Source organism: Streptomyces sp. NPDC093221 (genome assembly GCF_044753885.1).
GTDB lineage: Bacteria > Actinomycetota > Actinomycetes > Streptomycetales > Streptomycetaceae > Actinacidiphila.
In genome coordinates this window covers 443,594-456,445 of record NZ_JBIVOA010000001.1, presented here as the reverse complement: position 1 = coordinate 456,445, position 12,852 = coordinate 443,594, and the positions used below count along the sequence as shown (strand labels likewise).

General features: G+C 66.8%; 17 protein-coding genes and 1 pseudogene. 6 read left to right on the top strand and 12 right to left on the bottom strand.

The window, feature by feature from the left end:
• Nucleotide 1 precedes the first annotated feature (1 nt).
• The 3 genes and pseudogenes from ACIQCJ_RS02050 to ACIQCJ_RS02040 all read right to left on the bottom strand — a co-directional run.
• Nucleotides 2-1,699: a protein kinase gene (locus ACIQCJ_RS02050; RefSeq protein WP_402710411.1), complete on the bottom strand. Its 1,698-nt coding sequence runs from the start codon at nt 1,697-1,699 to the stop codon at nt 2-4.
• 367 nt (nt 1,700-2,066) lie between these two features.
• Entirely contained in the window at nt 2,067-2,816 is a 750-nt protein-coding gene (locus tag ACIQCJ_RS02045; RefSeq protein ID WP_391042437.1) for an NPP1 family protein, read from the bottom strand.
• Nucleotides 2,817-3,068: 252 nt separating this feature from the next.
• A pseudogene (locus ACIQCJ_RS02040) lies at nt 3,069-3,182 on the bottom strand (IS5/IS1182 family transposase); the annotation flags it as partial.
• 33 nt (nt 3,183-3,215) lie between these two features.
• Between ACIQCJ_RS02040 and ACIQCJ_RS02035 the strand changes: the two are divergent.
• On the top strand, nt 3,216-3,503 hold the full coding sequence (locus ACIQCJ_RS02035) for a hypothetical protein (RefSeq protein ID WP_402710867.1): 288 nt from the start codon (nt 3,216-3,218) through the stop codon (nt 3,501-3,503).
• Nucleotides 3,504-3,605: 102 nt separating this feature from the next.
• On the opposite strand, the gene ACIQCJ_RS02030 is transcribed toward ACIQCJ_RS02035, so the two are convergent.
• Both ACIQCJ_RS02030 and ACIQCJ_RS02025 read right to left on the bottom strand, forming a co-directional pair.
• Nucleotides 3,606-4,097 (bottom strand): hypothetical protein, encoded by a 492-nt coding sequence (locus ACIQCJ_RS02030; RefSeq protein WP_402710410.1) that lies wholly within the window; start codon nt 4,095-4,097, stop codon nt 3,606-3,608.
• Nucleotides 4,098-4,108: 11 nt separating this feature from the next.
• Complete coding sequence (locus tag ACIQCJ_RS02025; protein ID WP_402710409.1) at nt 4,109-4,516, bottom strand: hypothetical protein; 408 nt, start codon at nt 4,514-4,516, stop codon at nt 4,109-4,111.
• Between the two features lie 260 nt (nt 4,517-4,776).
• Between ACIQCJ_RS02025 and ACIQCJ_RS02020 the strand changes: the two genes are divergently transcribed.
• The 3 genes from ACIQCJ_RS02020 to ACIQCJ_RS02010 all read left to right on the top strand — a co-directional run bounded on the left by ACIQCJ_RS02020 (nt 4,777) and on the right by ACIQCJ_RS02010 (nt 6,392).
• Entirely contained in the window at nt 4,777-4,905 is a 129-nt protein-coding gene (locus ACIQCJ_RS02020) for a hypothetical protein (protein ID WP_402710408.1), read from the top strand.
• Nucleotides 4,905-5,174 carry a hypothetical protein gene (locus tag ACIQCJ_RS02015; protein WP_402710407.1) on the top strand — a complete coding sequence of 90 codons (270 nt, stop codon included), beginning with the start codon at nt 4,905-4,907 and terminating at the stop codon, nt 5,172-5,174. The genes ACIQCJ_RS02020 and ACIQCJ_RS02015 overlap by 1 nt, the downstream gene beginning before the upstream one ends.
• Before the next feature lie 825 nt (nt 5,175-5,999).
• Nucleotides 6,000-6,392, top strand: coding sequence for a nuclear transport factor 2 family protein (locus ACIQCJ_RS02010; RefSeq protein WP_402710406.1), 393 nt, complete (start codon nt 6,000-6,002; stop codon nt 6,390-6,392).
• A gap of 301 nt (nt 6,393-6,693) precedes the next feature.
• Here ACIQCJ_RS02010 and ACIQCJ_RS02005 read toward each other — a convergent pair whose 3' ends face one another.
• Nucleotides 6,694-7,122, bottom strand: coding sequence for a MarR family winged helix-turn-helix transcriptional regulator (locus ACIQCJ_RS02005; RefSeq protein ID WP_402710405.1), 429 nt, complete (start codon nt 7,120-7,122; stop codon nt 6,694-6,696).
• A 119-nt stretch (nt 7,123-7,241) separates the two neighbouring features.
• On the opposite strand from ACIQCJ_RS02005, the gene ACIQCJ_RS02000 reads away from it, so the two are divergent.
• The gene (locus tag ACIQCJ_RS02000) at nt 7,242-7,373 is read left to right on the top strand and encodes a hypothetical protein (RefSeq protein WP_402710404.1); all 132 of its coding nucleotides are present in this window, start codon (nt 7,242-7,244) and stop codon (nt 7,371-7,373) included.
• A 236-nt stretch (nt 7,374-7,609) separates the two neighbouring features.
• Nucleotides 7,610-8,293, top strand: a complete 684-nt coding sequence (locus tag ACIQCJ_RS01995) for a nitroreductase/quinone reductase family protein (protein WP_402710403.1) — start codon at nt 7,610-7,612, stop codon at nt 8,291-8,293.
• A 20-nt stretch (nt 8,294-8,313) separates the two neighbouring features.
• Here ACIQCJ_RS01995 and ACIQCJ_RS01990 read toward each other — a convergent pair whose 3' ends face one another.
• The 6 genes from ACIQCJ_RS01990 to ACIQCJ_RS01965 all read right to left on the bottom strand — a co-directional run bounded on the left by ACIQCJ_RS01990 (nt 8,314) and on the right by ACIQCJ_RS01965 (nt 12,483).
• On the bottom strand, nt 8,314-9,459 hold the full coding sequence (locus ACIQCJ_RS01990; protein ID WP_402710402.1) for a hypothetical protein: 1,146 nt from the start codon (nt 9,457-9,459) through the stop codon (nt 8,314-8,316).
• Nucleotides 9,456-9,764, bottom strand: coding sequence for a helix-turn-helix transcriptional regulator (locus tag ACIQCJ_RS01985; protein ID WP_402710401.1), 309 nt, complete (start codon nt 9,762-9,764; stop codon nt 9,456-9,458). Before ACIQCJ_RS01985 ends, ACIQCJ_RS01990 begins: the two co-directional genes overlap by 4 nt.
• Nucleotides 9,761-10,516 carry a hypothetical protein gene (locus tag ACIQCJ_RS01980; RefSeq protein WP_355335869.1) on the bottom strand — a complete coding sequence of 252 codons (756 nt, stop codon included), beginning with the start codon at nt 10,514-10,516 and terminating at the stop codon, nt 9,761-9,763. Before ACIQCJ_RS01980 ends, ACIQCJ_RS01985 begins: the two co-directional genes overlap by 4 nt.
• Nucleotides 10,516-10,863 carry a hypothetical protein gene (locus ACIQCJ_RS01975; RefSeq protein WP_402710400.1) on the bottom strand — a complete coding sequence of 116 codons (348 nt, stop codon included), beginning with the start codon at nt 10,861-10,863 and terminating at the stop codon, nt 10,516-10,518. The genes ACIQCJ_RS01980 and ACIQCJ_RS01975 overlap by 1 nt, the downstream gene beginning before the upstream one ends.
• Nucleotides 10,864-10,865: 2 nt before the next feature.
• Nucleotides 10,866-11,690: a hypothetical protein gene (locus tag ACIQCJ_RS01970; protein WP_402710399.1), complete on the bottom strand. Its 825-nt coding sequence runs from the start codon at nt 11,688-11,690 to the stop codon at nt 10,866-10,868.
• 97 nt (nt 11,691-11,787) lie between these two features.
• On the bottom strand, nt 11,788-12,483 hold the full coding sequence (locus ACIQCJ_RS01965) for a Crp/Fnr family transcriptional regulator (RefSeq protein WP_402710398.1): 696 nt from the start codon (nt 12,481-12,483) through the stop codon (nt 11,788-11,790).
• Between the last annotated feature and the right edge of the window lie 369 nt (nt 12,484-12,852).

The window sequence follows — 12,852 nt, the reverse complement described above, 5'->3', positions numbered from 1 at the left end:
GCTACGCCCCGGGACGCTCCTCGCACTTGCCGTATCCCGCGGCCCCTTGGACGTCGTGACAGGCGAAGGCGTGGTAGGTGCCGGTCACCCATTCGGTGTGCAGACCTCGCGTCCCGTCCGACATCAGGGGTTCCCATTCACGGTTCGCGTCGGTGCCGCAGCCGATGTGCATCGTGTAGTACTCGCTCTTGGGAAGCGTGCGCCGCCACGTCGTCACACCGCCCGAGACGACCTTGGTGGCCTCCCCCCTCCCCGTGTCCGCCTGCACGTAGAGGCCGTCGTCCACCGGCTTTCCCGAGTCGCAGGTGACAGAAGCGGTGATGGAATACGGGCCGCCCGCCGGAGTGGTCGGGGCCCGGGTGGGCACCGTCGACGGCGTGGTGGGGTCGGTCGTGGCAGGGTCGGTCGTGGCAGGGCCCCCCGTGGGAGGGCCGCCCGTGGCCTCCGTACCGGGTCCGACGGCGGGGCCGCCCGCCGCGCCGTGGTGCGTCGGGCGCGGCGAACGGGACGGATGGGGCGCGGTGGACAGCGGGCCCCCGGCCGTGGGGGCCGAGTTCGCAGAAGCGGGGAGCGAGGGCGGGCCGGACGCACTCGGACGCGCTCGGTGGTGCTGGGGCGTCGTCAGGACTGCCGCCACGCCGACGCAGAGCACCACCGCGGCCGCCGTGAGCACAATCGCGCGCACGCGGCGGCGACCCGGCTCCGCGCCCAAGGACACCGACGGGGTGGGCCAGGGGCGCTGTTTGGGCACCGACGTGCCGCCCCGGCCGGCCTGGGCCCTGTTCCGCAGTACGGCGGCGAGGCGACCGGGCGCGGTGCGGGAGGCCCGGTCCGCAGTGCCATCCCCCTTTCGCCACCGCGATACGCCATCGGCGCCGAGGCCGACCAGAGCGGCCTGAACGGCGTCCGCCATCTCCGCCGCGTCGGCGAACCGGTCCTCCGGAGCCTTGGACAGCGCGCGCAGCACCAGCTTCCGCACGGCGTCCGGGATCCCCTCGGGCATGTCCGGTACCGGGGCCGAGGCGTGCAGGGCGACGTAGGACTCCGGGTCCTCCGCGTAGAAGGGCGGCTGACCGCACAGACACTCGTACGCGATGACCCCGACCGCGTACAAGTCGGCTGACGCCGTGACCTCGCCCGGCCCGGCCTGTTCCGGGGCGCTGTACTGAGGGGTGCCCATGACCATGCCGTGGGAGGTCAGCCGGGCCGCTCCCACCGCCCGGGCCACGCCGAAGTCGGTGACAATCACCTTGTCACCGTCACCGAGCATCAGGTTCGCCGGCTTCAGGTCCCGGTGCGTGATCCCGCGCTCGTGCACTGCCCGAAGGGCGTCGAGGACCTGCACGACGATCGTCAGCGTGCGGACGACGCCCAGCGGCTCGGCCAAGTCCGTGAGTTCGCTCAGGGGACGCCCGTCGAGCAGGTCCATCACGAGGAAGGCGGCACGCGGGTCGTCGCTCTCGCCGAAGTCGTGGACGGTCACGACGCCGTGATGCTTCAGGCTCGCCAGAATGCGCGCCTCGTCCCGGAAACGCTCGGAGAACCGGGGACTGTTCATTAGGCCTGAGTGAAGAAGTTTGACGGCGACCTCGCGTCCCAGCACAAGATCCCGTGCGCGCCACACCTCACCCATCGCCCCCGAACCGACGTACCGCACTAACCGATACCGATTCCGCAGAACGACGTCTTGTCCGCCCATGCCTATCCCCCGCGCTCCGATATCCCGCCCTGTCCCGTGGTCTGGCAGGATAGGTCACCTCGTATGGCTGACCGCACATATGCGCCACCTCTGCGGCTGCCTAAGTCCGGCCTCCGAGTTCGGCGTTGGGCTGGTCGGGGGAGCCTCGCCGTGAGTCGTATCGGATGCGCCGTGGGAGCGGATCGAGCCGCTGTTGCCCAAGTGGGAGCGGCGGTTCCGGTATCCGCGCCGCCAGCGGGTTCGACAACGGACCGACACGCACGACGCCCCCGCGTCGGCGGGGGCGTCGTGGTAGTCAGGGCTGGCCGGGGTGACCACTCTGGAGCGCACCGTGGTTAACGGGGCGCTTCCGCGTGGGCGGCAGGCGTCATGCGCCCTGGAGGTCGAGGGGGATGTACCGGTTTCCCCTGGCCTGGTTGAGCTGGTCGCCGAATGTGCCGGTACCGAGCTTGATCGTGGCGCTGCCGAAACTCGTGTGATAGATGAACTTGTTCCGGAAAGCGACGCTGGGATAGCCGTTCCAGCCGACCAGGCGCGGGAAGAACCAGTTGCCCGTGACGTTCTCGACCGCGTCGTCACCGCTGTTGGCGAATCGGAAGCAGTGCGTTGAGCCGCCGTCCTTGTGGTAGACGACTTTCGGGTGACCGCCGGGGTCGAAGCGAACCTGACTGCGGTCGTGGGTCTCCCAGCCCTTGTGCTGCGAGACCGAGACGTACTGGATCTGGTTGTTCTGGACCCAGACGATGACGTGCTCGAAGTCATGACGGTGGCCAGCGCAGGCGCCGGAAACGCATGCCGAGACCTGGTCCTTCTCGAAGTAGCTGGCGTACATGATCGCGCACCATCCGTGGTTGCACCACTTGCGCGAATAGGTGTTGGACTGGTCGAGTTGACCGTAGTCGTGGCAGTGCCCATTTGTGGCGCCGCCCGGCTTCAGTCCCGGATTGACGTATCCGTCAGAGCTGATCGCCGCTGTCGCGTAGCAGCCGTCCCCGTCGTAGTCATAGGCGGGAGAGAATGCCTGCTCCGTGCCGTCTGCGTTCTGCGGCATTTTGTTGATCACATTGGCCTGCGCGGGCGCCGAAAGGGCCAGGATGAAGGCGATTGCGGCGAACACGCTTACCGCCGCTGCTCCCCACCGCCCACGTGGCGCGCGCCGCGTTCGAGGTCTGGGAGCCGACCCCTCGGTCCGTTCGACTGCGCTAGAACCTTCCACTGAATTCCTCCCTGGGCTCGGAGTCGTTGCCTCACGCGAATCTGCTGGATCCGCGGGATTTCTCCCAAGGCGCCTTGGGACAAGCACATTTCACCACCCGCGGATCTGCGGGCTTAACAGCGTTGAGGTAACGCTGAGCTTTATAGCGGAAGGGGACTTTAGCCGTGCGATGCCGCGTTCGACGGGGGTACGTGCCTGGGCGAGGGCTCGGTTGACGGTGCGCCGGGTGGGGGTAAGTGCCCCGCAGGCTGGTCGTCTGAGACCGGTGGCAGCTGGTTCGTCTGGGAGGCGGACGGCTGGATGAGCCCCGAGCCGTTCGACGGCACCGCCGCACGGGTGCCCGGCATCGCCTTCCCCCTCGCCAAGGAGTGGCAGTGGGAGTACGACTACTCCGACCACCCCCTCCACTCGTCACTGCTCCACGAGACCTACCTGCACGGCTCGGTGCTGCTGGGCAAAGGCAAACCGGGGCGTACTGGACCCTGGTGGTGGCCGGGCCGCAACGCGGCCAGGTGTGGTGGCTCAGAGACGGATGCGCCGCGCCCTACGCCGATGCACCACATGATCAGCAAGCAGGCGACTTCCTGACCTGGGCGACTGACTGGCACACGGGACACAGCTGGTGGCGAACCGAGTAGCCCCGCCACTCGCAACTCGCGTGCTGGGAGCGACAGTAGGGACGCGTTGAGGTCACGCGATACGCCGTGCGGCTCCCGTCGGCCAGATGACGGTGACGGGGATGCCGAGGGCGCGGGCCTCTTCGACGACGTCGGCGGTGCCGCCGCCTTTGGTGCCGGGCGGCATGCCGTTCCAGACGGCGACAAGACGGTCGGCCCGGCGCAGCAATTCGCTGTTGGCGGCTTCGTACGCGTCGCGACCGGCGGTGGCGTGGTCCATCACCACTGCCTCGGTGGCGGCAGCCAAAAGCCGGTCGAATTGGGCGGCGTGCGCATCCTTGACCTTCGTCTCGCGGTAGTCGCGGGAAGGGATCACGGCGACGAGGCTTCCGCCGGCGTCGAGGACGGCTTCGGCGAACAAGGAGTCCGCCCCGGCGGCGATGCAGGAGACGCCGACCAGTTCACCGTCCACCACGTCACTCATCAACTCGCCGAGGGCTGCGCGAACCAGGGGGACAGAAGCATCGGTGAGGTCCATGTGGCCGGTCACGGCGAGGATGGTCACAGCGTTCCTTGTCAGTCGGCGAGTTGCTCGCGGAGCCTAGCGCGCGCTTCCCGTACGGGTGCCGAAGTACCGTGACCCACCGTGTAGGCGTACAGCTCCGCCATGCCCTCTCGCACGCGTCCGGAGTGGACGCCCTCCGCGACGTCGCAGGCTGCGTGGGTCTCCGCAACGGCCGCCGTGAGGTCGCCGGAGTGGAAATAGGCCTCGGCCAGACCGAGTCGGTCCAACGCGTGTGATCTCCCGGCCTCCGGACCCCGACGGGTGAGCGCGGTGCGGCTCTGTTCCTCGACATGCCCGGCGTGGAGCCGAGGGTCGCGCCGGGCGAGTTCCAGCAAGCGACCGCCGGTGACACCGGCGAGTTCCGCTTGATCGAAGTAGCCGATCCAGTACGGCTCGTCGAGACCGGCGGCTGCAAGCACGTGCCGAGCTTGCTCCGTAGCCCGGTTGAACGCCGCTGTCCTGCCCAGCGCGGCCAATGCCCATGCCTCTCGCGTGTGGAGCATCGCGCGGAGCCGGGGTCCGGCTTCGTCACGGACACCCTCTGTGCGGAGGGGTGGATCACCACTCCCGAGGTCGAGGCCGTGATGCGCGCCGTCCCCCGGCACACGTTCACCCCCGAGGTGAGCGTGAGGAAGGCGTACGAGCCGTACGCGGCGGTGCCGACGGCCAGGTCACCACGGTGGACATCGATCCCGTCGTGACCGACCGGGCCCGCCTGCCGCTGGACGCGCACGGCTACGGGCGCGTCACCGTCGTCACGGCCGACGCCGCACAGCCCATCCCCGACCTGGGAAGGTCGACGTCCTGATGGTGACCGTCGGCGCCTGGGACGTCCCGCCGACGTGGATCGACCAACTCATGCCCGGCGGTCGCCTGGTGGTGCCGCTGCGGATGCGGGGCCTGACCCGTTCCATTGCCTTCACCCGCGTCGGCGACCACCTGGAGAGCGAGTCCGCGAAGATCTGCGGTTTCGTGCCGATGCAGGGCTCCACCGCGCACAACGAGGAGTTGCCGCTGGTCAACGGCACGCCGGAGATCCGGCTGCTCATCCCCGCGGGCGCGGGGAGCGGTATTTGATCACCGCGCTGTGCAGGGAGGTGGCGGGCCCATCCCCGCGGGCGCGGGAGCAGCGTCGCCGTTGCCTGGCGGAAACTCCAGATCGGGGTCCATCCCCGCTCGCGCGGGGAGCAGCGCGTCGCGCGACCCGGTCCACCACGGGCGGAGGGGTCCATCCCCGCTCGTGCGGGGAACAGGCTGCCTGACCTGCAGTCATTGCGTGGACGCAGGCCGCACAGAACCAACTTCAGAGAAAGCCGCAAAACATGTATTTCCGCCCTCGCGCCGACATGCAGTCGCCCAGTCTACGGCCACCGAGAGGGGCCCGGCTACGCGAACCTGGCCGCCTTAGCCGCACCAACTTCCAGACGGCCAACCCACGAGCGCAGCTGGCAGAAGCAGCAGGGATGAGACCCACATCTCCCTCAGACCCAGATTGCTGAACCCAGCCCACCACACGACACACCGGCTTGACAGGGCCAGCGCCCGCACCCCCGAAGGTTGCAGGTCGGGGGCGTTCGCCCCCGTCCAGGAGCGTCCAGCAAGCCCTGGAGCCACCACCCCGGCCCAGCTCAGACCATCCACGCCCCGGCGCACACCAAAGCAGAACGTCGGAGAGCGTGTTGAAGGCAACCCCTCACCGGTTCGAAACCCATATCCTCCAGAAGGCTCGCCGGCCACGACGCGAATCGACCGGGATCAGGCTGGGGCGGATCTCGTACGGCGGCGGTGACCGTTCCAGCAGTCTCCGCCAGCCCCTCGATGCTGGGACCGGTGGATCCGGCGAGGTGGGTACCGTCGCGATCGGCGGAGGATTCGCAGGTCGGCAGGGCGAGGAGGATGGGGATGGGGATGGATCAGGTGGCTCTTGAAGCCGCTCTTCACGATGCCGAGCAGAGGCTGCAGGCCGCGGTTCGATCAGGTGACGTACAGGCACTGGACGTGCTCCTGGACGACCGTGTCGTCTACACGGGGCCGGACGGCAGCACCGTGACGAAGGAGGAGGACCTGGGGGCGCACAGGTCCGGGGCCCTGGCTGTCGAGGTCTTCGAGCAGCAGGACCTGGACGTGACCGTGGTGGACTCCACCGGGATCACTCGCGTACTGGCCGGGCTTGAAGGCACCGCCGGCGGACATCCGTTCAAGGCGCGCCTTCGCTACACCCGCACCTGGATCCACGTTGACGGCACCTGGCGCGTCCTGGCCGCCCACGCCAGCGCCGTACCGGATCTCGGGTAGGGGCTTACGGATCGGCCACGCACTCGCGGGCGACGCGCCCTTTGTCGGACCCCGATGCCGCGTTCGCCGTTGCCGCGGGCGGCCGCCCGCTCAGCAGGTAACGTCTGCTCGGCCGTCGCTCCACCCAACACCCGCCGCAGGTCGGAACCCCCGTGCTTCCTCGTGAACGACGCCGTGGCCCGTGGAAAGCGTGCGGGGGCAGCACTCCACGAGTTCGGATCTCGTGTCCTCAGCCTCTCACCGGGCAATACGGCGTCGGCCCGTCATGGCGGCGGGGGCCGCGGAACCGCGCGGCGGGTGGTCAGTCGGTGACGTTCGAGGCGAGGCGGTCAAGGGCCGCGGAGACGGCGGCGAGTTCGGCGGGGGTGAAGCCGAGGTGGAGGCGGCGGTCGAAGTCGACGGCGGCGTCGCGGAGTTGGAGGAAGAGCGCGTGGCCGGTCTCGGTGAGTTCGACGACGTGGACGCGGCGGTTGTCGTCGGCACGTCGACGGGTGAGGAGGCCGTCGCGTTCCATCGCGTTGAGGTGGTGGGTCAGGGTCGCGCCGTGGATGCCGATGGCGGCGGCGAGACCGCGCTGGTTGCCGAACCGTGTCGTCTCCAGCGACATCAGGATCAGCCACACCGGCAGCGATCCACCGGCAGCGGTGAGCGCCGCGTCGAACTGTCCTGAGACGACCTTCGCCACCCGGGTGAGATGCATCCCGAACGGCGGGCCCTGCGGCGCTGGCATGGCCGCGAGTCTACAACGGATCCTTGCTCACCTAATCGTTTGACATCCAACGCTTAGAGATCCTCATCCCGCCCGGCGGCGTCCACGGCTTCCGCAACGACTCCGGCGAGGCCGCCTCGATGCTGCTGCTGTTCTCACCGGGCGCTCAGCGCGAGGAGTACTCCGAGCGGCTGGCCACCCTGGCCGAGGACCCGATGGGCGACGCGGAGCGCGACGAGTTCATGCGCCGTCACGACACGTACTGGCTCTGACGGCGTCCGTCACCGACCCGTCGACGCCGCGCCCACGCCCGTACCCGTACCCGTACGAAGGAGAGTGCCATGACGACCGCAACGGGCGACCCCGCCGCGTCGCTCACCGAACTCACCGAACTCACCGACCGCTGAGCCGACGTCGAACGTACCGGCGACGCCGACGCCCTGGCCGCGCTCGTCACCGGTGACCTCACGACGGTCGGCCGTTCGGATTCGTCCTCGACCGCGGGCAGTTGCTCGATCGCTACGGCGGCGGCGACCTCGTGACGTACGCGTTCGACTGGACGCTCGACTCCATCCGCGTACACGGGGACACCGTGATCGGAATCGGCCACGCCCGCCACGACTGCGCGCACCGCGGCCAACGCCCCCAGGGTGACTTCCGCGTCACCGTCGTCGCCGACCGTGACGCCGGCGATAACGGCGAGGAAAGCCAACTGCGCCTGGCGGCATCGCAGTTCAGCCCGATCACCGACCCGCGCGGCAGCGGTGACGGCAAGCGCACGAACCGCACCACGGCACCACGGCACCACGGAGGACGCACCATGAGGGAGCTGCCCCCCACCGGCACGCGCGGCAACACGATCGGTTCGGTCGACCGCGCACTCACCCGCGCCGTCACCGGCCTGCACCGCCGCGTCGTCACAGTGTCGAACGGGCGCCTCGCCGCCACGATGGGCGGCCACCCGCTGCTCGTGCTCACCGTCCGCGGCCGCCATACCGGAAACGAGCTGCGCCACCCGGTCATCGGTATCCGCGACGGCGCTACCTGGCTGGTCGTGGCCTCCAACGGCGGCGCGGCCGGCCACCCGTTGTGGGCCCTCAACGCGGTCGCCGCTCTCGGCCATTGCCCGCACCGGATCACAGAACGTTGTTGGCCCCCACTGCTCACAGTGGGGGCCAACAACGTTCTGTGATCCGGTCAGAGCCGCTGTGGTCAGCGCATGCTGACTGATTCGTCCTCCTCGGCCAGTCGACGGGCGTGGGCCTCCCACTCGTCGATGCAGGCCATGGCTGCGGCCATCCGATTCACCGCCGACGAAATATTCCGCACCGGCCCACGCAGATACCGGCTCATTCCTCCCATTCCTTCAGCCGCCTCTCCGAAACCACTGACCTCCCTGATGCTCTCCCGCGCCGCGTGGGCGAGGCTCATCAACTGACCCAGAAACTCCCGGCTCTCACCACGCTCTTCCGACGGAGTCATCTCGATCAGTGCCAACGCCGCACGAACCCCACTGTCCAGGGTGATCATTCGTTCAGCGAAGGTCCGTGCCGTGCCGTCCAGATCCTTGGACGGTTCGGCAATCGACGCCGAGTAGTGCGCCACCGCCGCCATCCGAGCGCTCATGGGGGCACTCCTCTCGTTCAAGCCCTGGAACTTCTGGTTCGATCGTTCGGTGATTTCCCCAATCGTCTCGATCGTCTTCGCGATCGCCTCCACGTCGGCCGTCATCGATTCCAGGCCGTCCTCGATCGCTGCGAAAGAGTCGAGAAGGCCGGGAGCATCCTCGTCCTCCGGTTCCCCGGAAAGATCTGACACAACGCCTGGCATTTGCAGACCTCGCAGAACCCTCGCCGGCGTGAGGAGGTCGAATCCTTCAGATATTCCAGCCTGCAGGGCGTGTTCGATCTCTGTCCGCGCATCGGCGAGGCCACTGAAGGAGAGGTCATATTGGATGGTCCTGATGGGGGCAATGTCGAACGGCAACTGGCCGTGTTCCCCGATGTGAATGGTCGGCTTTCCCGTGACGTGACGAAGCCCGAGTTCGTACATCACATTGGGGTTGCCGCCGGTTACGTCAGCGATGACGAGGTCGTCCTGGAGCACGTGCCGACAGATCTGCTCGTTGATGTCTCCCGCATGGCTGATGCGGTCGGCGCGGATAGCGTCCATGCTGAATTTCGCGCAAGCCGGGAGGATCACCTTCTCGAAGATCCGAACGTGCCGCTCAAACGCTTCCCGCTCAGGGGACCCGGCCTGTGTGTGCCGGTCGCCGATAGGCCCGATAACAAAACAACTCCACCCGGGAGCCTGCCCCTGTACGGATTCGTCCTCGGCGAATGGGGTCGTGACGGTCATGTGTGATCCTCGCTTCCGGGTCGGTACGTACGGTGGGGATGAGTGGAGTGGCCGACTCCCGCTTCGAGGTCGACCGCGTAGATGGGCCGCTCATCGATGCCGAGGGCGCGAAGCATCCCGGCGGTCGGAATCCGATAGCGGCCTCCGAGTCGAAGCACGGGGCAGGGGAAGCGGCCAAGTCGGATCAGCTTGTACGCGGTGCCAGGGCAAACCCCGAAGGCACGGGCCGCAGTACGGAGATCGACCGCGAGAGGGAGGTCGAAGGCCTCAGCGAAGGACAACGAGTGTCCCGGATCAAGGTTCACGTTCTGTCCTCCTCACGTCGCAGCGACAAGGTCCCGACGCGGACGTCTTCTCCGGACCTCCGCGCTCGGTGGACCACGTCGCTCAGCCCCAGCCGTCCGGCCAGCGCGCCAAGTCGTAGCCCTTCGGCGTGGGCGGGGGACACAGTGAAGCGGAGAGGCGCCGAGAGCCCATCAGGCCGGTCCGGCAAGCCGATATGCAAAGCCCAACCGTCTTCCTCTATGAGCGGACCATCCTGGCTAGGGTGGAGAAAGCCGCGTGTCGTGGCAGTCGTACCGATGTCGGCCGTGGGCCGCTCGCGCCGGGCCTGGCGCGCGAAGCGCCACAGTTCCTTGCATGCTCGTTCCACCAATGTGCCGTCGAGACCCGGCTGTCGTGGGTCGATCGTTTTCACGCACTCGAGCAGAGAGAGCACTGCGTCCGACTCCAGATCTCTCAACTCAACGGAGAAACGGCCCGCTGCTTTGCGCATGGTGCGGAACAGCCGGGGAAGAGCGAACCACACCACGAGCAACCTGTACGGCCCTGCTGGATCCGTCTCCCGCTGAGCCGCCTGGACTGCCTCTTTCCATACGGCCCCGTACAAGCGGACGTCAGACTGCCGGCCGTACAGCACATTGCGAGCCTCCGTCGGCGAGAGGCACAGCGGGCCGTTTGCGCCGGGAACGACGAGGCATACGCCGTCGGTGAGTGCGGCAGTGTTCATCCACTCATCGACGACGTCGGAAAGCAGATTGAATGGGATTAGTGCCATCAAGACACCTTCCGATCGGGAAAAGCGCACTGCAGCACTCGGGTGGCGTCGCCGCAAACACGCTGCAACTGAACCAGCCGACGGCGCAGCTCGTCGTACAGCTCTGGCGAGAAGCCGACAGGCCGAGGTCGCCGATAGAGAACCTGATAAGTGATGGACGGTCCCGTGTGGTTATTGACACTACCAAAGACCGTTCCGCTGAATGCCATCCCCTGACTCAGATGCTGGCTGTTGTCGTGCCTCTGGTTTTCACGGCCCCCAATCCAGTTGCCGCGCAGTTCTTCTTCATCCCGGAAAGAATTCGGGTAGAGCCGCGACGCCGACCAGTTGTCCTCTCCCCCCTCCATCATCACAGGTTCTCCGACCGGCCATCCGAGCCAACCGAGGGAACACCGAAGTTCAGATCCCGCCCGACAACCGAATCCTGAATCGCGATACCCTTGCCGACCCATTGTGAGCGGTCGTATTTTCCCGAACTCGGTTCTGCCGCTACCTCACGCCTACCCGGCCCGACCGACTGGATGATTTCCAGGGACTCGACGACAGCGCGTACTTCGTCGGGATGACGGCCTGGCACTTGAATCCAGCCGTAGTCACTGAACTCCTTTTGTCGAACGTGAGCCCGGACGTATTGGTCGGGGTCCAGACCACGACAGCGCGATTTGACGACGTCCTCATAGAGGCGGCCGGAGACGATCACCGCGAGGTCCGCTGCGAAGATTTTTTCGAGAACCGCCCTCAGTTGAGGTGCGTTGAGATAGCGGGCCACCGCAATGGGAGCAGGCCCCGCGTGGCCCAGGGCGGCGAGGGCCGCCACGCCGGTATCGATGGCCAGCCGCAATCGCATCCGATCCCTCGGAGGCCGCGAGGCGTTGCGGATGCCCAATCGGTCCGAGAGGTGCTTCGTGAATGTGCCGAGCACCACTGCTTCTGAGACGTCGGCGGGAAGCACCGAGAGCTCTTGATCGCCCTGCGCTTGGCGTATCCAGCCTGCTCGGTCCAATCCGCTGAGCGCCGTTGCTTCTTCCAGCACCCCGACCAGGTCGTGCTGGGCGGTTGCCTGGCTCGGGATATCTCGATGGCTGTACTTCTCCACGTCGGCCGCTATGCACAAATGACGTCTGATGGCGCCGTTCGGCCATTCGTGAGGTTGCGATGCCATGAACTTGTTCACCTGCCTGCTGTGGTTGGGGCGGGTTCGCCACCACTGTGCGGGCAGGAGCCGATGACCTTTGCGAAAGCCGCATAAATGCGGCTTTCGCAAAGGTCTACTACTCAGGATCTTCCAATCGTGCGATTTGACATAAACGGTCCAAGTTCATAATGATTTGACGAGCATAATGCACCTCAACAAGACCAGCGTCGCGCAATTCTGCTAGCGCTTTGTGCGTGGTCTCCTTCGTTGACCCGACGAGTCCCGCGAGTTCGGACTGGCTGAAGGCGATCCCAATGATGATTCCCCTCCGACCATGCCGACCGTACAATGCGGCCAGATCCACCAATGCTCGGGCGAGCCTGACTTTCACCGGATAACTACCGAAGTCAATGCGCCAATTGTTCGCACGGCGCAGCCGCTGGATGATAATTTCCGTTATTGTCTGCATCGCCTCTGGGCGGGCTTTCAGGAAAGTGCGCAGATCTTCCCCTCGCACGATGCGTGCGTGGACCTCGCCGCAGGCAGTGACTGTTGCCGACCGGGGGGCCTTATTCAGCGCGGCCATCTCACCGACGACGTCGCCATCGGCCCTGACCGCCAACAGCCCCTCGTTGCCGTTTCCTAGCCGCTTCGTGACCTTGACCAGCCCGGAGAGCAGAATCATGACGTCCGGAGAGCGCTGCTCCCCCTCGCTCATCAGAACCTCACCCGTGCGGTATCGGTGCTCACTACTCAGGTGAAGAAGTTCCCCCCGATGAAGCTCTGGAAGGCGCCGGAGGAAAGTCTCATTGCCTCCTTCTTTCCGCTTCATGGTTCGCCGTGATCGCATTGAGGAAATTACCGACGGATCTGTCATCTGCGTGGCCCTTCTTTGCCCGCGCCGTTCGCGTCAACCACCGGGATCGCTCTCAAAGAAAACAGATCGGGGGCATGCCAAGCTAGCCCTCAGGCGTGCAGACTTGGGGCGCCTGAGAGCACCTCAGGGGCGCACATACAGCGCACGACGATCGCGATATCCCGTGCATTCAACGGCTGGTGGGATCTCCATCGTCCGAACAGATACCGCTACGCCGTTTTCGTTTCGGGTCTCATTCGGCCTCGTCCGGGTCTGACCGGCAGTCCGGCCTCAGCCGCGCTCCCAGCAGTCCGTCAATCCTCTTTCGCGGCTCCCGGCCCGGAG

Excerpts from the sequence above, each read along its gene's own strand:
- ACIQCJ_RS01980 (WP_355335869.1), bottom strand. The coding sequence starts at position 10,516 with ATGGCACTAATCCCATTCAATCTGCTTTCCGACGTCGTCGATGAGTGG.
- ACIQCJ_RS02050 (WP_402710411.1), bottom strand. The coding sequence starts at position 1,699 with ATGGGCGGACAAGACGTCGTTCTGCGGAATCGGTATCGGTTAGTGCGG.
- ACIQCJ_RS01965 (WP_402710398.1), bottom strand. The coding sequence starts at position 12,483 with ATGAAGCGGAAAGAAGGAGGCAATGAGACTTTCCTCCGGCGCCTTCCA.
- ACIQCJ_RS01975 (WP_402710400.1), bottom strand. The coding sequence starts at position 10,863 with ATGGAGGGGGGAGAGGACAACTGGTCGGCGTCGCGGCTCTACCCGAAT.
- ACIQCJ_RS02035 (WP_402710867.1), top strand. The coding sequence starts at position 3,216 with ATGAGCCCCGAGCCGTTCGACGGCACCGCCGCACGGGTGCCCGGCATC.
- ACIQCJ_RS02000 (WP_402710404.1), top strand. The coding sequence starts at position 7,242 with ATGCTGCTGCTGTTCTCACCGGGCGCTCAGCGCGAGGAGTACTCCGAG.
- ACIQCJ_RS02010 (WP_402710406.1), top strand. The coding sequence starts at position 6,000 with ATGGGGATGGATCAGGTGGCTCTTGAAGCCGCTCTTCACGATGCCGAG.
- ACIQCJ_RS02015 (WP_402710407.1), top strand. The coding sequence starts at position 4,905 with ATGGTGACCGTCGGCGCCTGGGACGTCCCGCCGACGTGGATCGACCAA.
- ACIQCJ_RS02005 (WP_402710405.1), bottom strand. The coding sequence starts at position 7,122 with ATGCCAGCGCCGCAGGGCCCGCCGTTCGGGATGCATCTCACCCGGGTG.
- ACIQCJ_RS01990 (WP_402710402.1), bottom strand. The coding sequence starts at position 9,459 with ATGACCGTCACGACCCCATTCGCCGAGGACGAATCCGTACAGGGGCAG.